At 58.9% G+C, this 26246-nt stretch carries 22 protein-coding genes; 18 read left to right on the plus strand and 4 right to left on the minus strand.

What is annotated here, in order from left to right:
- Nucleotides 1-58: 58 nt before the first annotated feature.
- The 3 genes from AC1DHT_RS10710 to AC1DHT_RS10720 are packed head-to-tail and all read left to right on the plus strand — an operon-like array spanning nt 59 to nt 2834.
- A complete protein-coding gene (locus AC1DHT_RS10710; protein WP_427540004.1) occupies nt 59-739 on the plus strand; it encodes a C39 family peptidase in 681 nt (226 codons plus the stop codon).
- Between the two features lie 33 nt (nt 740-772).
- Nucleotides 773-1513, plus strand: a complete 741-nt coding sequence (locus tag AC1DHT_RS10715) for a hypothetical protein (RefSeq protein WP_442114741.1) — start codon at nt 773-775, stop codon at nt 1511-1513.
- Between the two features lie 46 nt (nt 1514-1559).
- Complete coding sequence (locus tag AC1DHT_RS10720) at nt 1560-2834, plus strand: hypothetical protein (RefSeq protein ID WP_477761352.1); 1275 nt, start codon at nt 1560-1562, stop codon at nt 2832-2834.
- Nucleotides 2835-2899: 65 nt separating this feature from the next.
- Here the strand turns inward: AC1DHT_RS10720 and AC1DHT_RS10725 are convergent, their stop codons facing one another.
- A complete protein-coding gene (locus AC1DHT_RS10725; RefSeq protein WP_427539995.1) occupies nt 2900-4225 on the minus strand; it encodes a sigma-54 dependent transcriptional regulator in 1326 nt (441 codons plus the stop codon).
- A gap of 345 nt (nt 4226-4570) precedes the next feature.
- Between AC1DHT_RS10725 and AC1DHT_RS10730 the strand changes: the two genes are divergently transcribed.
- From AC1DHT_RS10730 to nhaB, 3 genes are all read left to right on the plus strand, one after another.
- Nucleotides 4571-4837 (plus strand): hypothetical protein, encoded by a 267-nt coding sequence (locus AC1DHT_RS10730; RefSeq protein WP_427527952.1) that lies wholly within the window; start codon nt 4571-4573, stop codon nt 4835-4837.
- Nucleotides 4838-5119: 282 nt separating this feature from the next.
- A complete protein-coding gene (locus AC1DHT_RS10735; RefSeq protein ID WP_427539992.1) occupies nt 5120-6409 on the plus strand; it encodes an NHL repeat-containing protein in 1290 nt (429 codons plus the stop codon).
- A gap of 117 nt (nt 6410-6526) precedes the next feature.
- The gene (nhaB, locus tag AC1DHT_RS10740) at nt 6527-8029 is read left to right on the plus strand and encodes a sodium/proton antiporter NhaB (protein WP_427539989.1); all 1503 of its coding nucleotides are present in this window, start codon (nt 6527-6529) and stop codon (nt 8027-8029) included.
- Nucleotides 8030-8154: 125 nt separating this feature from the next.
- Here nhaB and zwf read toward each other — a convergent pair whose 3' ends face one another.
- Both zwf and gnd read right to left on the minus strand, forming a co-directional pair.
- Nucleotides 8155-9669, minus strand: a complete 1515-nt coding sequence (gene zwf / locus AC1DHT_RS10745; RefSeq protein ID WP_427539986.1) for a glucose-6-phosphate dehydrogenase — start codon at nt 9667-9669, stop codon at nt 8155-8157.
- A complete protein-coding gene (gnd, locus tag AC1DHT_RS10750) occupies nt 9666-10670 on the minus strand; it encodes a phosphogluconate dehydrogenase (NAD(+)-dependent, decarboxylating) (protein ID WP_367880664.1) in 1005 nt (334 codons plus the stop codon). The genes zwf and gnd overlap by 4 nt, the downstream gene beginning before the upstream one ends.
- Nucleotides 10671-10920: 250 nt before the next feature.
- On the opposite strand from gnd, the gene AC1DHT_RS10755 reads away from it, so the two are divergent.
- Together AC1DHT_RS10755 and AC1DHT_RS10760 are read left to right on the plus strand one after the other, a co-directional pair.
- Nucleotides 10921-11088: a DUF6026 family protein gene (locus AC1DHT_RS10755; RefSeq protein WP_427539983.1), complete on the plus strand. Its 168-nt coding sequence runs from the start codon at nt 10921-10923 to the stop codon at nt 11086-11088.
- A gap of 173 nt (nt 11089-11261) precedes the next feature.
- Nucleotides 11262-13007: a phosphoethanolamine transferase CptA gene (locus AC1DHT_RS10760; RefSeq protein WP_427539980.1), complete on the plus strand. Its 1746-nt coding sequence runs from the start codon at nt 11262-11264 to the stop codon at nt 13005-13007.
- A 79-nt stretch (nt 13008-13086) separates the two neighbouring features.
- Here the strand turns inward: AC1DHT_RS10760 and AC1DHT_RS10765 are convergent, their stop codons facing one another.
- On the minus strand, nt 13087-13578 hold the full coding sequence (locus tag AC1DHT_RS10765; protein ID WP_427527964.1) for a GNAT family N-acetyltransferase: 492 nt from the start codon (nt 13576-13578) through the stop codon (nt 13087-13089).
- 418 nt (nt 13579-13996) lie between these two features.
- Here AC1DHT_RS10765 and AC1DHT_RS10770 point away from each other — a divergent pair, with 418 nt between their 5' ends.
- The 10 genes from AC1DHT_RS10770 (at nt 13997) to AC1DHT_RS10815 (ending at nt 26232) form a co-directional block, all read left to right on the plus strand.
- On the plus strand, nt 13997-15121 hold the full coding sequence (locus AC1DHT_RS10770) for a C45 family autoproteolytic acyltransferase/hydolase (protein WP_427539977.1): 1125 nt from the start codon (nt 13997-13999) through the stop codon (nt 15119-15121).
- Between the two features lie 117 nt (nt 15122-15238).
- Nucleotides 15239-16801 carry an ABC transporter substrate-binding protein gene (locus AC1DHT_RS10775; protein ID WP_427539974.1) on the plus strand — a complete coding sequence of 521 codons (1563 nt, stop codon included), beginning with the start codon at nt 15239-15241 and terminating at the stop codon, nt 16799-16801.
- Nucleotides 16802-16811: 10 nt separating this feature from the next.
- Entirely contained in the window at nt 16812-17753 is a 942-nt protein-coding gene (locus tag AC1DHT_RS10780) for an ABC transporter permease (protein WP_427539971.1), read from the plus strand.
- Entirely contained in the window at nt 17750-18610 is an 861-nt protein-coding gene (locus AC1DHT_RS10785) for an ABC transporter permease (RefSeq protein ID WP_427539968.1), read from the plus strand. Before AC1DHT_RS10780 ends, AC1DHT_RS10785 begins: the two co-directional genes overlap by 4 nt.
- Nucleotides 18611-18612: 2 nt before the next feature.
- On the plus strand, nt 18613-20262 hold the full coding sequence (locus AC1DHT_RS10790; RefSeq protein WP_427539965.1) for an ABC transporter ATP-binding protein: 1650 nt from the start codon (nt 18613-18615) through the stop codon (nt 20260-20262).
- A 103-nt stretch (nt 20263-20365) separates the two neighbouring features.
- Nucleotides 20366-21640, plus strand: a complete 1275-nt coding sequence (locus AC1DHT_RS10795; RefSeq protein ID WP_427539962.1) for an OprD family porin — start codon at nt 20366-20368, stop codon at nt 21638-21640.
- Between the two features lie 219 nt (nt 21641-21859).
- A complete protein-coding gene (locus AC1DHT_RS10800; protein WP_427539959.1) occupies nt 21860-23170 on the plus strand; it encodes an ABC transporter substrate-binding protein in 1311 nt (436 codons plus the stop codon).
- A gap of 157 nt (nt 23171-23327) precedes the next feature.
- Nucleotides 23328-24254, plus strand: coding sequence for a carbohydrate ABC transporter permease (locus AC1DHT_RS10805; RefSeq protein WP_427539956.1), 927 nt, complete (start codon nt 23328-23330; stop codon nt 24252-24254).
- A gap of 8 nt (nt 24255-24262) precedes the next feature.
- Nucleotides 24263-25093, plus strand: coding sequence for a carbohydrate ABC transporter permease (locus AC1DHT_RS10810; RefSeq protein ID WP_054597530.1), 831 nt, complete (start codon nt 24263-24265; stop codon nt 25091-25093).
- 35 nt (nt 25094-25128) lie between these two features.
- Entirely contained in the window at nt 25129-26232 is a 1104-nt protein-coding gene (locus AC1DHT_RS10815) for an ABC transporter ATP-binding protein (RefSeq protein WP_427539953.1), read from the plus strand.
- Nucleotides 26233-26246: the final 14 nt, after the last annotated feature.

Genomic DNA, 26246 nt, shown 5'->3' on the forward strand with positions numbered 1-26246 from the left:
TGTCTGGAGAGCCCCCTTCGGGGGGCTTTTTTTCACTCTTGCACGAGGGCTACCGATCATGCGCATTTTCGCCCTGGCGTTCCTGGTTTTTCTGGCTGGTCTGAGCGAAGCGGGACAAATGCCGCTTTCCGTCTTGCCCGGCGGAGCGGTCGTTTTCAAACCGGTCCAGAGCATGCGTGAGCGCAAATTTGCCGACCTGGTCCAACAAAAAACCGACTTCAGCTGCGGTGCAGCTTCCCTGGCGACCGTATTGCGCCAGGCCTATTGGCTGGACGTAACCGAGGCACAAATCATCGAAGGCATGCTGGCTCACTCCGACCAGAATCTGGTCCGCGTCCAGGGCTTCTCCATGCTCGACATGAAGCGTTACGTGGAAAGTATCGGCATGCGGGCCCGTGGTTATCGGGTAACGCCGGAAACTCTGACCAGCGTCGCCATTCCGGTGATCGTGCTCATGGACATCCGCGGCTACAAGCACTTCGTGGTCATGCAAAAAGCGGAGAAAGACTGGGTGTATATCGGTGATCCGGTACTCGGTCACAGACGCTTCAAGTTCGACGATTTTGTCAAAGGCTGGAACGGCATCATCTTCGCCGTCATAGGCCAGGGCTACGACAAGACCAACGTCTTGCGCGATCCACCTTTGCCACTGACCGCCAAGAACCGCATCAACACCTTCAGCCCGGTACGGGATGCAGAATTGATGGATTTCGGGTTCATCCAGAGCGACTTTTTCTAATGACAAGGGAGCACGAAGCTCCGGGAGTATCCAATGAAGACTCCATACTGGCTGGCCGTCGTTTGCCTGGCCGCCAGCCTGCCAACACAAGCACTCACGTTCAAACCGATTGAACTCAAGGATCAGGAGTTGGCGACCCTTCGCGGCCGGTATGTCATGCCTGGCCGGATCATCAGTTTCGGGATTGTCATGACCAGCACCTGGCAAAATGCCAGCGGCGAAGTGATCGGGGCAACCTCCTCGATGCAGATTCAGGAATCGACCATCAAGCCGCAGTTCTATGTGTTGATGATCGACAAGAAAGGTGATGGTTCACCGGTCTCCCAAGGTTCCGGCAATGTCAGCGGCGGCGCCGGCCTCAGCACCACCCAGGGCGTAACTCAGGTCGTGCGCGCCGCTGGCGACTACAACAGCGCCTACAACAATGTCGCCATCAACGTCAAAGAAGCCAACCAGGCACCACAAATGGATACCCAGGGCCAGCCATTGGCCGCCGGTACGACCCTGTCTGCGTCCAACGGTGCCGGCACCTTCAGTATGTCGTCGAGTAACACTGGCGTGCAGTTGAGCATCCAGGCCAACAACAATCAGGGCAGTACCGTGCAACGCCTTGCCCAGGGCGGCCTGATGCAGAACGCGACCTTGCTCGGCGGAAGAAACCAGGTGAACAACCTGACGTCCCTCAATGTTGTCCTGCGCAATAACCTGCCGACCGTCGGGGCGCTGGACTGCAATCTGGACCAACTAAAAGGCCTACGCACTCTCGGATACTGATCTACGCTGAGTCTCATCGAATGAAGTCAGAAGGGACGACAAACCCATGCACAGATCTTTTACGTTCAGAGCTGTCGTTTGTTTGAGTACCCTGGTCCCGGCCACTTTGCTGCAAGCAGCACCGGACCCCCAGGTAGAAGCCTTAAAACAAGAACTCATGGAGCTGAAACAGCGTTACGAAGCACAACAAAACGCGCTGATGGTACTTGAGCAGCGCGTTAAACAAGTCGAAGAAACACCAGCTACACCTGCTCCCAAGCGCCTGACCCGCTCCCCTGYCGAACAGACCAAAGGCGCCAAGGTCGTGGCCACGGGCGCCCCAGGGAGCACTTCGTATGGGCAGTCGCTCAAGGACGACTCGGGACCTGCGCAAAGCGTGTCCAACCTGTATGACGAAGCCAGCGGCTTCTTCGGCGGGGGCAAGTTCAGTTTCGAAACGGGCATGACTTATACCCACTATGACACCCGTGCGTTGGTGCTCAATGGATTTCTGGCTCTTGACTCGATTTTTCTCGGCAACATCAACATTGACCGCATCAAGGCCGACAACTGGACCCTGGACCTGACAGGCCGCTACAACGTGGCGCAACGCTGGCAGTTCGACATCAACGTCCCGGTCGTCTATCGAGAATCGACATACTCTTCTGGTGGTGCAGGAGGCGCAGCCCCGGTCTCATCCGACGCCACCGTCAAGCGCGATCCGACCATAGGCGATGTCAACTTTGGTGTTGCCTACAAGTTCCTGGATGAATCGGAAAACCTGCCCGACGCGGTCGCCACTCTGCGAATCAAGGCGCCGACCGGCAAAAATCCGTACGGAATCAAGCTGATCAAGGACCCGGGCAACGACAATTTGTCGGTACCTCAGTCACTCCCTACCGGCAACGGTGTCTGGTCGATTACCCCGGGTATCTCACTGGTCAAGACCTTCGACCCTGCCGTGCTCTTCGGCAGCCTGTCCTATACCTACAACATGCAGGAATCCTTCAGCGATATCAGCCCCACTGTAAATTCCACGGTCCCGGGAGATGTGAAACTCGGCGACTCCTGGCAGGTCGGCGCCGGTATTGCGTTTGCCTTGAACGAGAAAATGAGTATGTCGTTTTCGTTTTCCGACCAATTCGCTCGCAAAAGCAAAGTCAAACCCAGCGGCCAGGACTGGCAATCAATCCCGGACAGCGACTACAACGCTGCCAACTTCAACATCGGCCTGACCATGGCGGCAACCGACAAACTGACGATAGTCCCCAACCTCGCCATCGGCTTGACCCAGGACGCACCGGCCTTCTCCTTCAGCCTGAAATTCCCGTACTACTTCTAAACACCACACAAGGAAAAGGCCCGCTGCGACGTAAATCGCAGCGGGCCTTTTCGTTTCTCCGCGCCCTAGCGGATCTGGTGCTTGTGCAGCAATCGGTAAAAAGTCGGCCGTGAAACGCCCAGTACTCGAGCGGCCACACTGAGGTTGTCACTGTGGCGGTTCAATACGTCGCACAATGCCTGGCGTTCGGCGCGGGTCTTGTAATCTTCGAGGGTACCCATCGGCGCGGTAATCGCCTGTTGGCCAATCAGCCCCAGGTCCCGCGCCTCGATCTGCCGGCCTTCAGCCAGCACCAACCCACGGCGCACCCGGTTCGCCAGCTCACGGACATTGCCCGGCCAGTCGTGTTTGCCCATGGCAATCAATGCGTCTTCGCTGAAGCTGCGCGGCCGACGTCCGGTTTCCTGGCTGTAAAAGTGGGAAAAATGGTTGGCCAGCAGCGCCAGGTCGCCGTGACGCTCGCGTAGCGGCACAGTGACCACCTGCAGGACGTTGAGCCGGTAGTACAAGTCCTCGCGAAAACTCTTGGCCTCGATCGCAGCTTCCAGGTCCACGTGAGTGGCTGCCAAGACCCGGACATCTACGGGAATCGGTTGACTGCCACCCACCCGTTCAATGTGTTTTTCCTGCAGGAAACGCAACAGGTTGGCTTGCAGTTCAAGGGGCAGATCACCTATTTCATCCAGAAACAGGGTGCCACCATTGGCTGCTTCAATGCGTCCGACTTTACGTTGGTGTGCGCCGGTAAAAGCGCCCTTTTCGTGACCAAACAGCTCGGACTGAATCAGATGCTCGGGAATCGCCCCGCAATTGATCGCGACAAACGGTTTACTGTGGCGTTGCGACTGACGGTGCAAGGTTCTGGCGACCAACTCTTTACCGGTGCCACTTTCCCCTCGAATCAACACCGGCGACTCGGTAGGCGCCAATTTGCTCAGCAATTTGCGCAGTTCGCGGATCGGCCGACTGTCGCCCAGCAGTTCATGCTCGGGCTGGTGGACGTGAATCGTGCCCTGGCCGCGCAAACGCGCCATGCCAAACGCCCGCCCAAGGGTCACTTGAACCCTGGAGACGTCAAACGGCAAGGTATGGAAATCGAAAAACCATTCGCAGACAAAATCGCCGGCATTCTGCAACCGCAGGACTTCCTGATTGAGAACAGCGATCCATTCAGTGCCGCTACGGCTGATCAGTTCCTTGACGGCTTCAGGACGTTCAAAATGAACAGGTTTAAGGCGCAGCAGGCCGACATCACAGGAACGATGGGAAGCGTTCTCCAGGGTACAACTGTCGACATCCCAGCCGATCGTACGCAGGCCGGGTAATAAGCGATGGCAGTCGTCACACGGATCAACCACTAGCAAACGTCGCAATGCGGGCGTTTCGGTCATGACTGTTCCTTGGCGCCAAGAAATTAGAAAAGTTATTAGAAACAGCCGTTTGGCGGCCTTGAATGTAACGTTAGCAAGATCTTGACGCGGCCTTGTATCGTTTACTAATAAGGTCAACGTCATTTACGTTATAAAACGTGCCCATATTAGCTACCTGAGACGTTTGAACCTTTCATCCAGCTTTCAATGCGCCCCTTGCCGCTGCCTTTATAAAAGAAAGTTGAAAATTCTTTTGAATGTGTGTGACCCGCCCCCCCATTGCGCGCATCAGTACAAGTAACCAGCCGAACGGTAAGCCCAACCGACGGCACATCACTTGATTGGGCACAGACGAGAGAAGACCCCATGAACGCCCCGCTCCGTATCAACGAAGCTCTTTTGATTGCCGACCGCGCATTTACACCCTTCCAATGCGTGGCCTGGGCTCCACAGGACGGCACCGGCGAACTCAGCCTGACCGTCATCGACCGCACCAGCACCCCTATCGGCCGCAAACAGATCCCCAGCAGCGCCTATACCGACCCGGCCCAACTTGCATCCTTGCTGGAACAAGTTCGCGCCGAACTGAGCGAGGAAGGTTATCAGTTGCAATCCTGGACAATGCCGCAGTAAACGAAAAGTGCGGATCACTGTACCGTGATCCGCACTTTTTTTATCGATACCTCTCAAGATATCCCCTCCTCTTCGACCCTCTCGGTTAACGCTTTATTGCGATAGACGGTCGTATAAGCCAGGCCAACTTGTCACCGGTTCGCAAAGACATTGTTCTGGCACAAAACGACGCTCCGTCTGTGATTTCCGACCGTTGTGCATTGCATCAATCAGGGATTGAATATTTCCTACAAAGTCTTCCTCCGAGATTCTGGATCCGGTCGACTCGCAAGGAGATGCGACATGCCCATCCATAATGCTTTCGCCTTAGCGGCCCCGCTCGGCACAGCGGGACAACTCGACTCAAGTTTTGCATCATCCGGCAAGGCCTGGGTGCAGTTCGCAGGCAGCCTTTCAAGTATGGCCAACGATGTCACGGTCGATTCGATGGGCCGCTTGCTGGTCGTAGCCAAGGTCGGAACCTGGGACGGTTACGGTTATGGGCTGGCCCGCTTACTTGAGGATGGCTCAGTGGATCGGAGCTTCGGCATGGAGGGCAGCATTATCGGACAGTTCGAAAGCGGCTTCGAAGCCACAGGAAGCAAGGTTCGAGAACTGCCAGATGGAAAAATCCTGTTATCCGGCCTGCATTACGAAAGCCCCCATCGCACACTCCCGGCACTGGCAATGTTTGACTCGCAGGGACACCCGGTTCTGCAATTTGGCGACCGGGGGGTACAGATCGTGCGTTTGCCCGGTGATCTGTCCCGTGGCCTGCGTGACGACTGGCTACCGCCGGGAGTCGCGGGGGCCGAAGCCTGCGACTTCCAGGTGCAGGCCGATGGTCGAATCCTGCTGCTGGCCAACCATCATTACGAATTCGCGGATCACGTCGGCATCCTGATACGGCTCAATCCGGACGGGACATTGGACGAGACATTCAACGGCCACGGATTTGTCATGGTCAGACACCTGCTGATGAATACCTGGCTGAGCAGCATCCTGGTGCAGGCAGATGGTCAGATTGTCGTCGCCGGCTCGATCAACCTGCCGCAGGAAGGTTTGCTGGCACGCTTCGACAGCACCGGCCGGCTGGATGAAGACTTCGCTGAAGACGGTTTTTTAAGCTTCAAGATTCAGGACCGCAGCGCCCAGGTAAGTCAGGTGATCGAGCAACCGGATGGGCGCCTGCAGTGTTTCGGTAGCAGCCGCGACCCGATGCAATGCCTGTCGCTGACCGTGCGCAAAAATGGTCGGCCGGACACTCATTGCAATAGCGGTCACGCGCGGCTCACCGAAATAGCTAGCAGCGGCTGCCAATGGACAGCCGCCCAGGTTCTCGCCGATGGCCGGGTGCTCAGCGTCGGTGCAACCATTGGCGGTATTGCAGCGGATTTTCTTTTGGCGCGGCATCTCCCGGACGGACGTCTGGATCGCCACTTCGCCAATGGCAAAAGCTATGTTCGTACTCGTCTGGGGCGCAGCCTGGACACGGCAACCGCGCTGGCCGTGCAGGCTGACAAGAAAATCGTGGTGAGCGGCTACTCGCTGGATGGCCACTACCGGGCGGTAGTGGCGCGCTATCTGGGGTAGTGCTTCGCCGTTGTTGCGCTGCAGGTGCGCCATCACCGATTGATAATGAAACTCAAGAGCTTGATCTTCCGGGACCGTTACGGCAAGTTGCGCGCTTCTTGATAGAAGGAGCAACTGATGTCCGGTTCAATGGCCCAGGCGTTTGCGCACAATTTCCTTGGGCATTCACCGCGCTGGTACAAGGCGAGCATTCTCGCCTTCCTGATTTTCAACCCGCTGGTGCTGTGGACCGTAGGTCCGGTAGCGGCTGGCTGGTTGCTGGTGGCTGAGTTCATTTTCACCCTGGCCATGGCACTCAAATGCTACCCGCTGATGCCGGGCGGTCTGTTGATGGTCGAAGCGCTGCTGCTGCGCATGACCACACCCGAAGCGCTGTATGACGAGCTGCTGCATAACTTTCCGGTGATCCTGCTGCTGATGTTCATGGTGGCGGGCATTTACTTCATGAAAGACCTGCTGCTGTTCCTGTTTTCGCGGCTGTTGCTTGGGGTTCGCTCCAAGGCACTGCTGGGGCTGATGTTCTGTTTTCTCTCGGCGTTTCTGTCGGCGTTTCTCGACGCCTTGACGGTGACCGCCGTGATCATCAGTGCGGCCGTGGGGTTTTACTCGGTCTATCACCGCGTGGCGTCGGGCAACGATCCACGGCAGGACAGCGAATTCAGCGACGATCAGAGCCTGCCGGTCCTGCATCACGAAGACCTTGAACAGTTCCGTTCATTCCTGCGCAGTCTGTTGATGCACGGCGCAGTGGGCACCGCGCTCGGTGGTGTCTGCACCTTGGTGGGTGAACCGCAGAACCTGCTGATCGGCCATGAAATGGGTTGGCACTTTGCAGACTTCTTCCTGAAGGTCGCCCCGGTCTCGCTGCCAGTATTGGTGGCAGGCCTGGTGACCTGTGTGTTGCTGGAGAAACTGCGCTGGTTTGGTTATGGCACCTTACTGCCAGACAACGTTCGCGTGGTGCTGGCCAACTATGCGGCACAGGACAACGCCGAACGCACCGCCCGCCAACGCGCAGCACTGCTGGTACAAGGCGCGGCTGCACTGATTCTGATTGCCGGGTTGGCGTTTCACATTGCCGAGGTCGGACTGATCGGGTTGATGGTGATCGTCTTGATCACTGCGTTCACCGGCATTACCGAAGAGCATCGGATCGGCAATGCCTTCAAGGATGCGATGCCGTTTACCGCCTTGCTGGTGGTGTTCTTCGCCGTTGTGGCTGTGATTCACGATCAGCAACTGTTCACGCCGTTGATCCAGTGGGTGCTGTCCCTGCCGGCAGATCAGCAACCGGGCATGTTGTTTATCGCCAATGGCGTGTTGTCGGCCATCAGCGATAACGTGTTCGTGGCGACGATCTACATCACCGAGGTGAAACAGGCATTCATCTCCGGCCATATGAGCCGCGAGCATTTCGAAACGCTGGCGATTGCCATCAATACCGGCACCAACCTGCCCAGCGTGGCAACCCCCAATGGTCAGGCGGCGTTTCTGTTTTTGCTGACCTCGGCAATCGCCCCGCTGATTCGGCTGTCTTACGGGCGCATGGTCTGGATGGCGTTGCCGTACACCGTGGTGATGGGCGTGCTGGGCTGGTACGCGGTGAGCTACTGGTTGTAACACTTACCCTGTGGGAGCGAGCCTGCTCGCGATGACGGTGTGTCAGGCAACATCTGAGTTGACTGACAGTCCGCTATCGCGAGCAGGCTCGCTCCCACAGGGTTTTGTGTAAATGAATGCCTGGCTTAGCCGAGGCTGTGCCAGACGCGACCGTCGCGGGTCAGTAACTCATCGGCAGCCGTTGGGCCATTTTCGCCCGCAGCGTAGGTCTGCACACTGGCGTCCTCTTTCCAGGCATCGAGGAACGGCTGAACCGCACGCCAGCCATTTTCGATATTGTCAGCGCGCTGAAACAGCGTTTGATCACCGGTCAGGCAGTCGTAGATCAAGGTTTCATACCCAGTGGACGGCTGCATCTCGAAGTAGTCCTTGTAGGCAAAACCCAGCTCTATGTTAGCCATGTTCAGTGCCGGCCCGGGACGCTTGGCCAGCAGGTCGAACCACATCCCTTCATTGGGCTGAATCTGGATCCTGAGGTAAGTCGGTTGTAGCTCATCGACTTCGGTGTCGCGAAACTGCGCGTAGGGTGCGGGCTTGAAGCAGATGGCGATTTCGGTGTCGCGTACGCTCATGCGCTTGCCGGTGCGCAGGTAGAACGGCACGCCGACCCAACGCCAGTTGTCGATCATCACCTTGAGCGCAACGAAGGTTTCCGTCGTACTGTCTGGCGCGACATTGGGTTCTTCGCGGTAACCGGCCAACGGCTTTCCGGCAATTTCACCGGCGACATACTGACCGCGTACCGAGTTGGCCCGCGCCTCTTCAGTAGACCAGGGACGAATCGCCCCCACCACCTTGGCCTTTTCACCGCGCACCGCGTCGGCGCCGAAGGCCGCCGGCGGTTCCATCGCGACCATCGCCAGCAGCTGGAACAGGTGATTGGGCACCATATCGCGCAGTGCGCCCGTGTGTTCATAAAAACTGCCACGGGTTTCGACGCCAACGGTTTCTGCCGCGGTGATTTGTACGTGGTCGATGTAATGGTTGTTCCAGAACGCTTCAAACAGGCTGTTGGAGAACCGGCTGACCAATATGTTCTGTACGGTCTCCTTGCCCAGATAATGGTCGATCCGGTAAATCTGTTTCTCCGTCATGACCTTGAGCAAGCACGCGTTCAAGGCTTCGGCGGTGTGCAGGTCGGAGCCGAAGGGTTTTTCGACCACGACCCGGCGGAAGGCGTCGTCGCCCTCCTCCAGCAGCCCGGACGAGCCCAGGCGACGCACCACTTCACTGAAAAAGCGCGGCGCAGTGGCCAGATAGAACACCGCGTTGCCGGTACCGCCCTCGGCGATCTTTGCGCCGAGCGCCTGATAGGTGCTGTCGTCGAGAAAATCGCCCTGGACATAGCTGATGCCCTTGGCCAGTTTGGCCCAGAGCACTGGGTCCAGAGAGTCATGGCCGACCTTGTTGGCCGCCTCGACGCGAATGAAGTCTTCAAGCTTTTTGGCGAAGTCCGCGTCGCTGATCGCATTGTGGTCGACACCGACGATCCGCAATCCATCGCCGAGCAAACCGTCACGACTGAGGTTGTACAGCGCCGGCATCAGCAAGCGCTTCACCAGGTCGCCGTGAGCACCGAACAGGAACAGCGTGGTGGGTGGTGCGGGGTGTGCCTTGGATTTCTTGCGGATCGAGGTCATTTTTTCGGCGTCTCGACATGGCCGCCAAAGCCGAAGCGCATGGCCGACAGCAGCTTGTCGCCATAAGTGCTTTGCTGGCGCGAACGGAAACGGGCAAACAGCGAGTTGGACAATACCGGCACTGGAACCGATTGCTCCATGGCCGCTTCGATGGTCCAGCGACCTTCACCGCTGTCAGCCACGGCACCGGAGTAGCCATCGAGTTTCGGATCGCTGGCCAAGGCATCGGCCGTCAGGTCCAGCAACCAGGACGAGACGACGCTGCCACGACGCCAGACTTCGGCAATATCGGCCACGTTCAGATCAAAGCGCTGATCTTCCGGCAGGTTCTCCGAGGCTTTGGTCTTGAGGATGTCGAAGCCTTCGGCAAATGCCTGCATCATCCCGTATTCGATGCCGTTGTGAATCATCTTCACAAAGTGCCCGGAACCAGCTGGGCCAGCATGAATGTAGCCACGCTCGGCACGATCATCTTCGGCCACCCGGTCCTTGGTCCGCGGGATATCACCCAGGCCTGGCGCCAGTGCGTCGAACAGCGGGTCGAGGCGATCAACCACGTCAGCGTCACCACCGATCATCATGCAGTAACCGCGCTCCAGCCCCCAGACTCCGCCGGAGGTGCCGACATCGATGTACTTCAGGCCCTTTTCCGACAGGGTTTTCGCGCGGCGAATGTCATCCTTATAGAAGGTGTTGCCACCATCGATGATCACATCGCCGGCGTCCAGCAACTGGCTCAGGGTGTCGATGGTTTCTTCGGTCGGCGCGCCTGCTGGCAGCATGACCCAGACCGCTCGGGGTTTATCCAGTGCCGCGACCAGTGCCGGCAAGTCCGCAACGCCAGTGGCGCCCTCTTCACTCAGGGTGTCGACAAACGCGGTGTTACGGTCATAGACCACAGTGGTGTGCCCATTGAGCATCAGGCGCCGCGCAATGTTGCCGCCCATGCGGCCCAGTCCGATAATCCCCAGTTGCATGTGCTGATGCTCCTTACTACAAATAAAGGTGTGCCAAGGTTATAGCGCAATGAACCTGATTAAGGTTAGTCCAGAGCGCTGCAACATAGTTTCCGGACGATTTGCCCGAGCTATAGGGATAACGTCCAAAACGTTGGCGAAGACACAGGGACCGTGAAAAATAAAAAAGTTCCATAAATAACAAAAAGAAACCAGAATCGGTGCCGACAGTGGTTCGGCCGTGGCTCCAGAGCAATCCAACCACAGATGTGACACGCCATTTGCGAGGTGAGCAATGGGCACCGTAGTAAACGCACTGCCTCCACAGACCCTCTACGTCACTATTCGTCGTGACGAATTGCGCCAGCTCAAAGCCGAACGCGATCAACTGCTCGACCAGGTCGCGCAATTGCGCCTGTTGCTTGCCCAGGCACAACTGCCTGCACAGCCGGTAACGCGCTGAAATCGAACAGCAGCCACTACTCAAGCTGTCAGCTAGCTGAACAAAACTCACATTTTTTTCACATCTGCCTGATGATAATTCATCGGTTATAGCCGCTCACTTTGTGAGCGGTGCAATTGTTGGTGTCTGGAAATGCTCCAGTATCCGCAGTAATTAATCGGATGGAACGCTGAATGGCGATGTTTAAACGCAGCAATACGTCTGCGAAAGGTTTCGATTGGGTAGGACTTGGCTGGCTTTTCCTGTTCTTCTGGTATTTCTCCGGCATCACCCAACTCCTCATCCTCTTGTCCGACACCGCGGGTTTCGCCGGTTTCCGCCAGGCCTTCATCATGAGCGCCATCTGGCTGGCACCGATGCTACTGTTCCCGGCGCGTACGCGCCTGCTGGCGGCGGTGATCGGTGTCGTGCTCTGGGCCTGCTCGATGGCGAGCCTGGGTTACTTCTTTATCTATCAGCAGGAATTCTCGCAAAGCGTCATCTTCATCATGTTCGAATCGAACGTGTCGGAAGCTGGCGAGTACATGACTCAGTATTTCGCCTGGTGGATGGTCCTGGCCTTCCTGGCGCACACCGCCGTCACGGTATTGCTGTGGACGCGTCTGCGCCCGGTTTACCTGTCTCGTGGCAAAGCCCTGCTGGCTGCGACTGCCATTCTGGTCGCCATTATCGGTTATCCGCTGATCAAGCAGACGGCACGTACCGGCAGCTTCGCCAGCGGCCTCGAAAAGTTCGAAACCCGAGTCGAGCCAGCGGTGCCGTGGCAGATGATGGTTGCCTATCGTCGCTACCGTGAAACGCTCGGCAGCATGCAAGGCATGCTCGACAACGCCAGTCAGATCCCGCCGCTGCACAACTTCAAGGATGCGATGGCAAACCAGCCCGCAACCCTGGTGCTGGTGATTGGCGAATCGACCAACCGTCAGCGCATGAGCCTGTATGGCTACCCGCGTGAAACCACGCCGGAACTCGACAAGCTCAAGGATCAACTGGCGGTTTTCGACAACGTCGTTACCCCGCGCCCTTACACCATCGAAGCGCTGCAACAGGTTCTGACCTTTGCCGATGAAGAAAATCCGGACCTGTACCTGAAGACGCCATCACTGGTCAGCGTGATGAAACAGGCGGGCTACAAGACTTTCTGGATCACCAACCAGCAGACCATGACCAAGCGCAACACCATGCTCACGACGTTCTCCGAGCAGGCTGATGAACAGGTCTACCTGAACAACAACCGCAATCAGAACGCCCGCCAGTACGATGGCGATGTGCTGGAACCGTTCGCCAAGGCCCTGGCCGACAGCGCTCCGCGCAAGCTCATCGTCGTGCACTTGCTCGGCACGCACATGAGTTACCAGTACCGTTATCCGCCGACGTTCGACAAATTCAACGATCGTCAGGGTGTACCGGCCGGTATCCGCGATGACCAGTTGCCGACCTACAACAGCTACGACAATGCGGTGTTGTACAACGACTTCGTGGTCTCGAGCCTGATCAAGGACTACGCCAAGACCGATCCAAACGGCTTCCTGCTGTACCTCTCCGACCACGGCGAAGATGTCTTCGACTCCGCAGGTCACACCACGCTGGGTCGTAACGAAGCTAAACCGACTGCGCCGATGTACACGATTCCGTTCATCGCCTGGGCTTCGCCGAAATGGCGAGAAACCCACGACTGGAGCTTTGCCGCGGACCTGCAACGGCCTTACAGCAGTTCGCAGCTGATCCACACCTGGGCAGACCTTGCAGGCTTGAGTTTCGATGAACTGGACCGCAGCAAGAGCCTGGTCAGCGACAGCTTCAAACCGCGCCCGCTGTTGATCGGCAACCCTTATGAGCGCGAACAGAAAGCGCTGATCGACTTCAGCCTGATGAAACCCAAGGCTGCGGCTGTCAGCGCCTCAACCATCAAGCCGTAATCTCTTCGGGGGCTGGTTCCAGCCCCCCGCTTTCTGCGCAGCATTGATGTGCACGCCCCCCCAGAGGCGCCCTTCTTGTTTAAAGCGACTTGATCCAGAACAACATCCGGCCATGAGCGGGATCGAACATCCCCGCCGAAAACCCGAACTTGCTATAGGAACCCTGTGCAACCGCGTTGCCTTCCAGCACTTCCAGAGTGATTTTGCAGCAGCCGCGCTGACGAGCAATATCCTCGACCTTTTGCAGCATTTTCTGGCTCAGGCCCAGCCCGCGAAATTTTCCGACCACCATTACGTCATGGACATTGACCAGTGGACGGCAAGCAAAGGTCGAGAAACCTTCGAAGCAATTCACCAGCCCGGCAGGCTCCCCGTGAACGAACGCCAGGACACTGAATGCATGGGGTCGCTTGGCCAGCTCGCCGGGCAACTGCTGCAAGACATCGGCCGATAACGGCGTGCCACCGCCCATCGGGTCTTCAGCGTATTGATTCAGAACCAGACTGATCGCTTCGGCATGTATCGGGTTGGTATAGCTGGCCTGTAGTACCAGGATTTCTGCGGATTCCATTTCCATCCTCGATCAAACAATGAGTGTGCATCCCTGCGCGCATCGTCTTCCTGCGCCTGGGTCAGGCGACATTAGCGTGACTGGAACGCTGCGGACAACCGCCAAATCATCACAGCCCGGTGTTTTTAGCGCAATGCGCTACAGGGCAACGTCCTTCATCACTCGCACGCACAAAAAGCAGGACCTTTCCGATTTTTACGAAAGCTAAATACACAGCATATAAACAACAAGGCAGGCGACACGTTTTAAACATCGCTACAACACCGACAAACAGGGGCTTTGCGCACATAACGCAGCCGATAGCCCGCTGTAGGATTCCTACAGCAAGGTTTTATCCGCCACCAAAACGCATTGACAGTCGGTTTATATCCGGCAATTCTTGTACTCAACACAAACAAAAAACATGAGATTGCCAACCATGAGCCACTCCCCTTTCCCTCTCGTCGAGATCAGCGGCACCCCCTTCGACCGCGGCCTCCAATACGGTCAAGCGGTCAGTCAGCGCATTCACAAAAGCATCGAGATCTACTCTGTCCAGCTGCTGAAGATGGGTTACACCTGGGCCGACATCCGTGGCTTTGCCAATGAGTTCGTGCCCAGCATCGAAGCATTCGAGCCTGAGTACGCCCAGGAAATGCGCGGTATCGCCGAGGGTGCAGGCTGTGATTTCGAAGCTATCGTGCTGATCAACGCCCGCACCGAGATCATCCAGCTGGGCCGACGCAAGGCTCGCCTGCCAGATCCGGATGGCTGCACTGGCGCGGTGATTCTGCCGACGGCATCGGCCGCCAACGAAGTGATTCACGGACAAAACTGGGACTGGCGCGCGGAATGCGCCGAGAGCGCCATTGTGCTGAAAGTCCTGCGCGAAGACGGCCCGGATGTACTGACCTTCACCGAAGCCGGCGGCCTGGCCCGCAACGGCTTGAACTCGATCGGCACCGCGATTACCGCCAACTACCTGGAGTCCGAACGCGACTACACCCAGGTCGGCGTGCCACTGCCATTCATTCGACGCAAGGCGCTGGAGGCTGCGCATTTTGCGCTGTCGATCAAGGTGGTCGCCACCACGGCCAAATCCACCTCCAACAACATGATGCTCAGTCACGCTGGCGGCTATGCGATCAACTTTGAATGCGCCCCGGATGAAGTCTTCCCGATTCAGGCCGAACAGGGGTTGCTCGTACACGCCAACCATTGGCAGAGCCCGGTGGCATTGGGCAAGTTGCGTGAAGCCGGATTGAACAGCGTTCCGGAAAGCCTCTATCGCGACGTGCGTGTGCGGCAAATCCTCAGCGAAACGCCCGGGCAATTGACCGCCGAGCACCTGAAAAAAGCCTTCTTCGATGACTTCGGCACGCCGTGGGCGGTGTGTCGGCCACCACTTTCCAACATGGCCGGCAACCTGTCGGCCACCGTAGCCATGGTGGTGATGCGTCCGGCCAAGGGGCTGATGGAAGTCGCACCGCTGCCGGCCGTGAACCGCGAATTCAGCGCCTATTCGCTGGCCATGGAGGGCGACATCAACCGCTACCTCAAGTAACTCGCGCGACACCCTGCCCTGCGGGCGGCACGACAAGAACAATGACAATAAACAACTAACGGTTTGCGACGCCTGCCGGCTCTCACCGTCGCAAACCGCCTATGGAGAATCACTCCCGTGCATACATTCACTCGTATCGCCCTGACGCTAGGGTTCAGCAGTTTCGTTCTTGGCAGTCTCAGCGCCGAAGCCGCCAGCACTCTGCGGGTAGCCCTCAATGCGGATATCCGCAGCACCGACCCCGGCGTCAATCGCGACGAAAACACCGACGCGGTGATCCTGCACATTGTCGAAGGCCTGGTGGCTTACCGCGAAGACGCCTCGGTCGGCATGCTGCTGGCCAGCAAGGTCGAGGTGTCGGCCGATGGCCTCGAGTACCAATTCACCCTGCGTGACGGGGTGAGGTTTCATAACGGCGCCGCCCTCACGTCCGCCGACGTGCTGTGGACCTGGAAACGCTATCTTGACCCGCAAACCCAATGGCGCTGTCTTGCAGACTTCGATGGCCGCGGGGTGGCGAAAGTCGCCGACATCAGTGCGCCGGATCCGTTGACCGTGGTCTTCACGCTGGACAAACCCAATGGCTTGTTCCTCGCACAAATGGCCCGTTCCGATTGCGGCGGCACCGGCATCCTGCACCCTTCCTCTGTCGATGCGAACGGCAAGTGGCAAGCACCAATCGGCACCGGACCGTTCAAGCTCGTCGAATGGAAACCGGGGCAATACGTCGACCTGCAACGCTTTACCGACTACAGCGCCCGTCCGGAGACAGACACCGACGGCTACACCGGCAACAAGCAGGCGTTTATCGATAACCTGCGCTTCATGGTCATCCCTGATGCCGCTTCAGCCAAAGCCGCGTTGCAATCCAAAGGCGTCGATGTGCTGCCGGATGTCACGGTGATGGACGCCCACGAACTCGGCGCCTTGCCAGGTATCAAGACCTCCAGCAGCTCCAACATGTCGCTCAACGCGCTGTTGTTCCAGACCCGCGACCCACTGCTCAAGGACGTGCGCATTCGGCGTGCCATCGCGCTGTCGCTGGACAGCGAACAAATGGTCCAGGCACTCACCGAAGGCACGTCCCACGCCAACAACTCGGTGGTGCCAGACACCAGCCCCTACTACAAAACCGTTCAAAAACAGGGCTACAAAGCCAACATCGAAGAAGCCAGGCGCCTGCTCAAGGAAGCCGGTTACAACGGCCAGCCGCTGAAAATCATCACCAATAAACGCTACCAGAGCGTGTTCGACATGGCGGTACTGAGCCAGGCCATGGCCCAGGCAGCCGGGTTGAACATCGATATCGAAACCCTCGAATGGGGCACGCAACTGGAGCGCTACCAGAGCGGTGCGTACCAGATCATGGCGTTCTCCTATTCAGCGCGCTTCGACGCGGCGCTGAACTTCGAGTCGGTGATGGGCGACAAAAACCAGCAACCCCGCAAGGTCTGGGACAACCCCCAGGCACAGGGCTGGATGCTTGAGTCCATGCGCGAAATCGTACCGGCCAAGCGTCAGGCCCTGTTCGATCAGTTGCACCAACAGATGCTCGCCGATGTGCCGATGGTGGTGATGTACAACGGCAGTACCGTCGGTGCCTTTCAGGATCGGGTCGAAGGTTACCGCTCCTGGCCCATCGCCAAACCGCGCCTGTGGGGCGTGAAACTGGCCGACTAGGAGATCGATCATGTTGCGATTTATCGCTCAACGCCTGGCACTGTCGGTGCCGACCTTGCTGCTGATTTCCGTGGTGGTGTTCGCGCTGATCCGCTTCATCCCCGGCGACCCGGCGCTGCTGATGCTCGGCGATATGGCCGACCCGCAAAGCCTGGCCAGCACCCGCGCAGCATTGGGGCTGGATCACTCGATCGGCGTGCAGTTCGTGTATTGGTTGCAGTCGGTGCTCAGTGGCGACCTCGGCGTGTCGATCACCAGCAAACAACCGGTGCTCGAGTTGATCCTCGACCGTTTCTCGGTCAGCGCCAACATCGTGCTGGTGGCGGTTCTGCTGGCGGCGTTGATTGCCGTTCCAGCAGGCCTGTTCGCGGCCTGGAAACAGGACAGCGCGCTGGACCTCGGGCTGGTCACCGGCGCAACCCTGTTGCTGTCGATTCCCAGTTTCTGGCTCGGCTTGCTGTTGCTCTACGCGTTCGGGATCAAGCTCAATTGGCTGCCCGTGTTCGGTTATGTGCCGTTCGCCCAGAACCCCGGTGAAGCCGTGACCTATCTGGTGCTGCCGATTGTCACCCTGACGCTGGTGGAGTTGGGAGCCATTACCCGGATGGCCCGGGCCAGCACCATCGAGGTGCTGCGGCTGGAATACATCGCCCACGCCAGAGCCAAGGGCTTGTCGGAACGCGCGGTGCTGTGGCGCCACGCACTGCCGAATGCCTTTGCGCCGACCTGGACCTTGATCGGCCTGATCCTCGGCAATTTGCTGGGCGGCATCGCGGTGCTGGAAACGGTGTTCACCCTGCCTGGCATCGGTCGCTTGATGGTCGACGCCATCTACGCTCGCGACTACCCCGTGCTGCAAGGCTGCCTGCTGCTGATCACGTTCATCTACGTGGCGGTCAACCTGCTGGTCGACCTGCTCTACCCACTCTTCGACCCAAGGGTGAAATTATGACCGTCTCCCTGCTTCCCGTGAACGCTACGCCCGCGCGTCGCCCGTTGCGCTGGCCACCGGCAAACGCCTTGATCGGCGGCACGTTGCTGGTGTTGTTGATCAGCATGGCGCTGGTCGGTGTGTTCTGGACACCTTACGACCCGCTGAAAATCGATCTGCTGTCGCGCCTCAAGGCCCCCTCGGCGCTGCATTGGCTAGGCACCGACGAGTTTGGCCGTGACGTGCTCAGCCGCCTGATCATCGGTGCGCGCACCAGTTTGTGGATCAGCTTGCTGACGGTGTGCCTGGCGCTGTTTTTCGGCAGTGTAATCGGCATGCTCGCCGGTTACCTGCGGGGCTGGACCGATCGCCTGCTAATGATGATCAACGATGCATTGCTCGCGTTCCCTGGCATCCTGATGGCGTTGGGCTTGATGGCGATCATCGGGGCCAGCCAGTACGGCATCGTTCTGGCCTTGAGCATCGCCTACACGCCGTCGGTGGTTCGGGTGGTACGTGGCAGCGTGCTGTCGCTGCGAGAACGCGAGTTCATCGAGGCCTCACGGGTCATCGGCAACAGCGAGTTCTACACGTTGTATCGGCACATCGCCCCCAACTGTGTCGCGCCACTGTGCGTGCTCGCCACAAGCATGTTCGGCTGGACGCTGCTGTCGGAAAGCGCCTTGAGCTTCCTCGGCCTGGGTGTTCCGCCACCCGCAGCGACCTGGGGCAACATGCTCGCCGCCAGCCGCCCGTACATTGCCAATGCCACCTGGCTCGGCCTGTTCCCGGGGTTGTTCATCGCCCTGGCGCTGGTCGCCATCAACCTGTTCGGCGACGCCCTGCGCGACCGCCTCGACCCTCGAATGAGCCGTTGATCATGCCCAGTCAAAAACTGTTGCTTGAAGTCGACCACCTGCTGATCCGCGCTGGCGCCGAAGGCCCGTTGGCGGTCAACGACCTGAGTTTCACCGTCGCACCTGGCGAGATTGTCGCGCTGGTGGGCGAATCCGGGAGCGGCAAGACCATGGCCGCTCGCGCAGCGATTGGCCTGCTGCCACTGCCGATGGAAGTCTGTGGCGGTGCGATTCGCTTCGAAGGCCAGGACCTCAATCAGCTGAGCTGTGCGCAATTGCGTGATATCCGCGGTGCGCGAATCGGCATGGTGTTCCAGGAACCGATGGTTTCGCTCAACCCGGCCATCCGCATTGGCGAGCAAATGGCCGAAGGTCTGCGCCTGCACACCGACCTGGGCAAGGCACAGATTCGCCAACGCTGCGTGGACATGCTGACGCGTATCGGCATCACCGACCCCGAGCGCTGCCTGAGCGCCTATCCCCATGAGTTTTCCGGCGGCATGCGCCAGCGGATCATGCTCGCTTCGGTGATGCTGCTGCGCCCGGCGTTGCTGATTGCCGACGAACCCACCACCGCCCTCGACTGCCTGGCGCAACTGGACGTGATCGAGCTGATGCTGGAGCTGACCCGCGAGCAAGGCACGGCGATCCTGTTCATCAGCCACGACCTGTCGCTGGTGGCGCGTTACGCCCACAAGGTGGTGGTCATGCGCCACGGTCAGGCCGTGGAGCAAGGTTCGATCAATCACATCCTGTTGGCACCGCAACACGCCTATACCCGCCAATTGCTCGAAGCGTTGCCCAAGCGCGGCGAACTGGCCGCGTTGCCAGCGACCGACAAACCGCTGGTGGAAATCACCGGTGTCAGCATCGAGCATCCGGGTCAGGCGCGGTTCTGGGGTCAATCGCAACCCAAGCGCGCCGTTCACAGTGCCAACCTGAGCATCGCACCCGGTGAAACCCTGGCATTGGTCGGCGGCAGTGGTTCGGGTAAAACCACACTGGGCCGCGCACTGGTGGGACTGGTCAAGCCCTGTGCCGGCGAGATTCGTTTCAAGGGCGTCGATATCCTCAAGGCCGGTCAGCGTGATCATCGGCTGCAATGCCAGATAATCTTTCAAGACCCCTACTCGTCCCTCGATCCGCGGATGCGCATTGGCGAAACCCTCGCCGAACCGTTGCGCCATCTGCCGGAGCTGAGCGAGGAGCAAAAACGTCAGCGTGTCGCCACCACGCTGGTGGATATCGGTTTGTCGGAAGCGTTCATGGAGCGCTTTCCCCATCAACTGTCGGGTGGACAACGCCAGCGGGTGGCCATCGGCCGAGCGCTGGTGCGGCACCCGCAACTGGTGATCGCCGACGAACCGATCTCGGCGCTGGACATGACCATCCAGAAACAGATCCTCGAACTGTTCGAGCGCTTGCAGGCGCAGTACGGCTTTGCCTGCCTGTTCATTTCCCATGACCTGGCGGCCGTCGAACGCATCGCCCATCGAGTGGCGGTCATGCACCAGGGCCATATCGTGGAAATCGGCAGTCGCGAAGCGGTCTTCGATAAGCCCTTGCATCCCTACACCCGCCAATTGCTGGCAGCGGCCAGTCCATTGGAACAACTGGCAAGCGGCGGTTACCGGCTGCGACCAAAACCCGAAAACCTGCAGCCCACGCCTTAGTCATTACTGACCTCACCTAGGGCGCTTTCAGACACCACTGAATGCGCCCATGGCGAAGCCATGCCCCCAAAAAAAACAACAAGCCCTCACAGGAGCCAACACCATGAACGCACGACTCATGCAGCACTTGACCTTGATCGGCGGCACCAGCCTGCTGCCGATGGCCGCCGAAGCGGAATTCCTCAAGGACAGCAAGGCCACGCTGGACTTGAAAAACTACTACTTCAACCGCGACTACCGCGAAGGTAATGGCCAGTCCAAGCGTGATGAATGGGCCCAGGGATTTCTGCTGAACCTGCAGTCGGGCTACACCGAAGGCACGGTCGGTTTTGGCCTGGACGCACTCGGCATGCTCGGACTGAAGCTCGACTCCAGCCCGGATCGCTCCGGCAGCGGTTTGTTGTCCCGAGAAAGCACAGCCGAACCGGGTAAACCGAGTTACGCCAGGCGTGCCCACGACAGCTATTCCAAGGTAGGCCTGACCGCCAAGGCCCGCGTTGCCAAGAGCGAGCTGCGTGTCGGCCATTTGCTGCCCGACCTGCCGCTGTTGCAACCGAACACCAGCCGAGTGTTGCCGCAGAGCTTCGAAGGCGCCCTGCTCAGCTCGAGCGACATCAAGGGCCTGACCTTACGCGGCGGGCAGATCGATCAGGTCAAACAGCGGGAATCGACCAACTACGAAAAGATGGGGCTGACCAGCCAGAACGGCGCTTACAAGAGCTCGGCAAAAAGCGATGAATTCCGTTTTGGCGGCGCTGATTACCGGTTCAACCCAACGCTGACGGGTAGCTATTACTACGCGCAGCTCGAGGACATTTATCAGCAGCACTATGTCGGTCTCAAGCACAGCCTGGCGCTGGGCGGCGGCACCCTGAAAAGCGATATCCGCTATTTCAGCGCCGACGCCGCCGGTGCAGGCCTGGCCGGCACCGTCGACAACCGCGCCTTGAGCACGCGCTTCATGTATGCGATTGCCGGACACTCCATCGGTGGTGGCTTCCAGCAGCAGTACGGTGAAACGCCGTTTGCGTATGTCGACGGCAGCAACACCTACCTGTTCACCGAATACCAACTGAGCAACTTTTCACAAACCAGGGAACGCGCCTGGCACGCCCGCTACGATTTTGACTTTGCTACCGTGGGCATTCCGGGGCTGTTGTTCTCCACGCGCTACGCCAAGGGCGATCAGGCGCAGATCAAAAGATTTGCCGGCGAAGGCCGGGAATGGGAGCGTGACATCGACCTGGGCTACACCATCCAGAGCGGCCCGCTGAAAAACGTCAGCGCCCGCTGGCGCAATGGCATGAGCAAAAGCAACTACCAACGCGACACCAACGAAAACCGCCTGGTCCTCAGTTACAGCGTCAAACTGTGGTAAGACGACATTGAAGATCGCAGGCTGCGCCAACTCCAACAAAGAGCTGGCATAGCCTGCGATCTTTCCATGTGCAAAATAGTATCAGTGCAAGTGCTACCAATGATTTGTCATCGCGTGTGTTGAGGGCTGTAATCAGCCTCAGATTCTTCCTACCTCCGGAAGACACAAAAACAATAACTGTCCTTCTGCTGCCCCCAGGGCTCAGAAGAGGAGTGCGCGATGAAACCCACTGTAAAAGCTCTGCTTGCCTGCACCTGCATGACCCTCAGCAGCGTCAGCCTTGGCGCACAAACCCTGACCATTGCCACCGTCAACAACAGCGACATGATCCGCATGCAAAAGCTCTCGAAAACCTTCGAGGCCGAGCACCCGGAGATCAAGCTCAATTGGGTGGTGCTGGAAGAAAACGTCCTGCGTCAGCGCCTGACCACCGACATCGCCACCCAGGGCGGCCAGTTCGATGTGTTGACCATCGGCATGTACGAAGCTGCACTGTGGGGCGCCAAGGGCTGGCTGGAACCGATGAAGGACCTCCCTGCCAGTTACGCGCTCGACGACGTCTTCCCTTCCGTGCGTGAAGGCCTGTCGGTCAAGGGCACGCTGTACGCCCTGCCGTTCTATGCCGAAAGCTCCATGACCTATTACCGCACCGACCTGTTCAAGGACGCAGGCCTGGCCATGCCCGAGCATCCGACCTGGGAGCAGATCGGCGAATTCGCTGGCAAACTCAACAAACCCGACCAGGAACAGTACGGTATCTGCCTGCGCGGCAAGACCGGCTGGGGCGAGAATATGGCGCTGATCACCACCATCGCCAACGCCTACGGCGCACGCTGGTTCGATGAGAAGTGGCAGCCGGAATTCAGCGGTCCCGAGTGGAAGAACGCACTGAGCTTCTACGCCGACACCATGAAAAAGTCCGGCCCGCCGGGTGCTTCCAGCAACGGCTTCAATGAGAACCTCGCGCTGTTCAACAGCGGCAAGTGCGCGATCTGGGTCGACGCCAGCGTTGCCGGTTCGTTCGTCACCGACAAGACCCAAAGCAAAGTCAGCGACCACGTCGGCTTCACCTACGCGCCCCATCAAGTGACCGACAAAGGCTCGGCCTGGTTGTACTCCTGGGCACTGGCGATCCCCACCAGCTCCAAAGCCAAGGACGCGGCAAAAACCTTCAGTGCCTGGGCCACCTCCAAAGAGTACGGCGCGCTGGTGGCCGAGAAGGACGGTATCGCCAACGTGCCGCCTGGCACTCGCGCTTCGACCTACAGCGCGGCCTACATGAATGCCGCGCCGTTCGCCAAGGTCACGCTGGAATCGCTGAAGGTCGCCGATCCGGGCAAACCGACCCTCAAGCCGGTGCCCTATATCGGCATCCAGTTGGTGACCATTCCCGAGTTCCAGGCCGTTGGTACCCAGGTCGGCAAGCTGTTCTCCGCCGCGCTGATCGGCCAGACCACCGTCGACCAGGCCCTGGCGGCGGCCCAGCAAACCACCGAACGTGAAATGAAGCGCGCGGGTTATCCCAAGTAACCCGGAAACCCCTGTGGGAGCGAGCCTGCTCGCGATGAGGCCATGACATTCAACATCGATGTCGGCTGATCAATCGCCATCGTCGGATCGCCGCCCGGAGCAAGCTCGCTCCCACACTGGATCTTCATTTGCCTGTTCTCAATCGGTTGTGATCGCCATGAATACCTCGACTCTCAAAGCACAAATGGACATTCCGGCGCCGCTGCGTAAAAGCCGGCTGGCCAACCCGGGCTGGTTTCTGGTCAGCCCTTCGGTGGCGCTGTTGCTGCTATGGATGATCGTGCCGCTGGGCATGACCCTGTACTTTTCGCTGATCCGCTACAACTTGCTGTACCCCGGCGACAACGCGTTCGTCGGGCTGGAGAACTTCAGCTACTTCCTGACCGATTCGGGCTTCCTGCCGGGCGCCACCAATACCTTGTTGCTGGTCGGCAGCGTGCTGCTGATCAGCGTGGTGTTCGGCGTATTGATCAGCGCCTTGCTGGAGGCCAGTGAGTTTCTTGGCCGCGGCATCGTGCGAGTAATGTTGATCTCGCCGTTCTTCATCATGCCCACCGTCGGCGCGCTGATCTGGAAGAACCTGATTTTCCATCCGGTCTCGGGGATTCTCGCGGCCGTGTGGAAGCTCTTCGGCGCGCAACCGGTGGACTGGCTCGCGCACTATCCGTTGCTGTCGATCATCATCATTGTCTCGTGGCAATGGCTGCCCTTCGCGATCCTGATCCTGATGACCGCCATGCAATCCCTCGACCAGGAACAGAAAGAAGCGGCACGCCTGGATGGCGCCGGCCCCGTCGCGATCTTCTGGCACCTGACCCTGCCGCACCTGGCGCGACCGATTGCGGTGGTGGTGATGATCGAAACCATCTTCCTGCTCTCGGTGTTCGCCGAAATCTTCACCACCACCAACGGCGGCCCCGGCTACGCCTCGACCAACCTCGCGTACCTGATCTACAACCAGGCGCTGGTGCAGTTCGACGTCGGCATGGCCTCGGCCGGTGGCTTGATCGCGGTGGTGATTGCCAACATTGCGGCGATCATCCTGGTGCGGATGATCGGCAAAAACCTGACAGACAAAGCCTGAGGCCTGCCATGACTCTTCAACAAACCCGCCGCCTGCAAAGCCTGCTGCTGGGCACCCTGGCCTGGGCCATCGCGATCCTGATTTTCTTCCCGATCTTCTGGATGGTGCTGACCAGTTTCAAAACCGAGATCGACGCGTTCGCCACGCCGCCGCAGTTCATCTTCACGCCAACGCTGGAGAACTACCTGCACGTCAACGAGCGTAGCGGCTACTTCAGCTTCGCCTGGAACTCGGTAGTGATTTCGTTCAGCGCGACAGCGCTGTGCCTGCTGATCGCAGTGCCGGCGGCGTACTCGATGGCGTTCTACGAAACCCAGCGCACCAAGGGCACGCTGCTGTGGATGCTCTCGACCAAGATGCTGCCGCCGGTGGGCGTGCTGATGCCGATCTACCTGCTAGCCAAGAGTTTCGGCCTGCTCGATACGCGGATCGCGCTGATCATCATCTACACGCTGATCAACCTGCCGATTGTGGTCTGGATGATTTACACCTACTTCAAGGACATTCCCAAGGACATCCTCGAAGCGGCGCGACTGGACGGCGCCACACTGTGGCAGGAAATGGTCCGGGTGCTGCTGCCGATCGCCAAGGGCGGACTGGCATCGACCGTGTTGCTGTCGCTGATCCTGTGCTGGAACGAGGCGTTCTGGTCACTGAACCTCACCTCGTCGAAAGCCGCGCCATTGACTGCGTTGATCGCCTCGTACTCCAGTCCCGAAGGGTTGTTCTGGGCCAAGTTGTCGGCGGTCTCGACCCTGGCCTGCGCACCGATCCTGATCTTCGGCTGGATCAGCCAGAAACAACTGGTCCGCGGCCTGTCCTTTGGCGCCGTGAAATAACGCCCCTTTCGAATCATTAAAAGTGGAGGCCCGTCATGGCCCACCTGAAAATCAAAAATCTGCAAAAAGGTTTCGAAGGCTTTTCCATCATCAAAGGCATCGACCTTGAAGTGAATGACCGCGAGTTCGTGGTCTTCGTCGGCCCGTCCGGCTGCGGCAAATCGACCCTGCTGCGGCTGATCGCCGGGCTGGAAGAAGTCACTGCCGGCAGCATCGAACTGGACGGACGCGACATCACCGAAGTCAGCCCGGCCAAGCGTGACCTGGCGATGGTGTTCCAGACCTATGCCCTCTACCCGCACATGAGCGTGCGCAAGAACATGTCCTTCGCCCTCGACCTGGCCGGAGTGAACAAGGCCGAGGTAGAGAAAAAGGTCAACGAAGCGGCACGAATTCTCGAGCTCGGGCCGATGCTCGAACGCAAGCCGAAACAGCTCTCCGGTGGCCAACGCCAGCGCGTGGCGATCGGCCGGGCGATTGTGCGCAACCCGAAAATCTTCCTGTTCGATGAACCACTGTCCAACCTCGACGCCGCCCTGCGGGTACAGATGCGCCTGGAGCTGGCGCGACTGCATAAAGAACTGCAAGCAACGATGATCTACGTGACCCACGACCAGGTCGAAGCCATGACCCTGGCTGACAAAGTCGTCGTGCTCAACGGTGGTCGGATCGAACAGGTCGGCTCGCCGCTGGAGCTCTATCACCAGCCGGCCAACCTGTTTGTCGCAGGCTTTCTCGGCACCCCGAAAATGGGCTTTCTCAAGGGCAAGGTCACCCGTGTCGAACGCCAGAACTGCGAAGTGCTACTGGACGCCGGCACTCGCATCACATTGCCGCTGAGCGGTGCCAACCTGAGCATTGGCGGCGCGGTGACGCTGGGTATTCGTCCGGAACACCTGAACCTCGCGTTACCCGGCGACTGCACCTTGCAAGTCACCGCCGACGTCAGCGAACGCCTGGGCAGCGACACCTTCTGCCACGTTCTGACCGCCTCCGGTGAAGCGCTGACCATGCGCATTCGCGGCGATCTGGCGAGCCGTTATGGCGAACAACTGAGCCTGCATCTGGACGCCGAACACTGCCACTTATTCGATGCCAGCGGGGTGGCGGTGGCCAGACCGCTGCGTGCCGCTGCCTGATTGCCGAGACCCGA

This window comes from Pseudomonas sp. 05N432 (genome assembly GCF_056396945.1).

Coding starts and splice junctions, on each gene's coding strand:
- AC1DHT_RS10710 (WP_427540004.1), top strand. CDS start 59: ATGCGCATTTTCGCCCTGGCGTTCCTGGTTTTTCTGGCTGGTCTGAGC.
- AC1DHT_RS10715 (WP_442114741.1), top strand. CDS start 773: ATGAAGACTCCATACTGGCTGGCCGTCGTTTGCCTGGCCGCCAGCCTG.
- AC1DHT_RS10725 (WP_427539995.1), bottom strand. CDS start 4,225: ATGACCGAAACGCCCGCATTGCGACGTTTGCTAGTGGTTGATCCGTGT.
- AC1DHT_RS10730 (WP_427527952.1), top strand. CDS start 4,571: ATGAACGCCCCGCTCCGTATCAACGAAGCTCTTTTGATTGCCGACCGC.
- AC1DHT_RS10735 (WP_427539992.1), top strand. CDS start 5,120: ATGCCCATCCATAATGCTTTCGCCTTAGCGGCCCCGCTCGGCACAGCG.
- nhaB (WP_427539989.1), top strand. CDS start 6,527: ATGTCCGGTTCAATGGCCCAGGCGTTTGCGCACAATTTCCTTGGGCAT.
- zwf (WP_427539986.1), bottom strand. CDS start 9,669: ATGACCTCGATCCGCAAGAAATCCAAGGCACACCCCGCACCACCCACC.
- AC1DHT_RS10755 (WP_427539983.1), top strand. CDS start 10,921: ATGGGCACCGTAGTAAACGCACTGCCTCCACAGACCCTCTACGTCACT.
- AC1DHT_RS10760 (WP_427539980.1), top strand. CDS start 11,262: ATGGCGATGTTTAAACGCAGCAATACGTCTGCGAAAGGTTTCGATTGG.
- AC1DHT_RS10765 (WP_427527964.1), bottom strand. CDS start 13,578: ATGGAATCCGCAGAAATCCTGGTACTACAGGCCAGCTATACCAACCCG.
- AC1DHT_RS10770 (WP_427539977.1), top strand. CDS start 13,997: ATGAGCCACTCCCCTTTCCCTCTCGTCGAGATCAGCGGCACCCCCTTC.
- AC1DHT_RS10780 (WP_427539971.1), top strand. CDS start 16,812: ATGTTGCGATTTATCGCTCAACGCCTGGCACTGTCGGTGCCGACCTTG.
- AC1DHT_RS10785 (WP_427539968.1), top strand. CDS start 17,750: ATGACCGTCTCCCTGCTTCCCGTGAACGCTACGCCCGCGCGTCGCCCG.
- AC1DHT_RS10790 (WP_427539965.1), top strand. CDS start 18,613: ATGCCCAGTCAAAAACTGTTGCTTGAAGTCGACCACCTGCTGATCCGC.
- AC1DHT_RS10795 (WP_427539962.1), top strand. CDS start 20,366: ATGAACGCACGACTCATGCAGCACTTGACCTTGATCGGCGGCACCAGC.
- AC1DHT_RS10800 (WP_427539959.1), top strand. CDS start 21,860: ATGAAACCCACTGTAAAAGCTCTGCTTGCCTGCACCTGCATGACCCTC.
- AC1DHT_RS10805 (WP_427539956.1), top strand. CDS start 23,328: ATGAATACCTCGACTCTCAAAGCACAAATGGACATTCCGGCGCCGCTG.
- AC1DHT_RS10810 (WP_054597530.1), top strand. CDS start 24,263: ATGACTCTTCAACAAACCCGCCGCCTGCAAAGCCTGCTGCTGGGCACC.
- AC1DHT_RS10815 (WP_427539953.1), top strand. CDS start 25,129: ATGGCCCACCTGAAAATCAAAAATCTGCAAAAAGGTTTCGAAGGCTTT.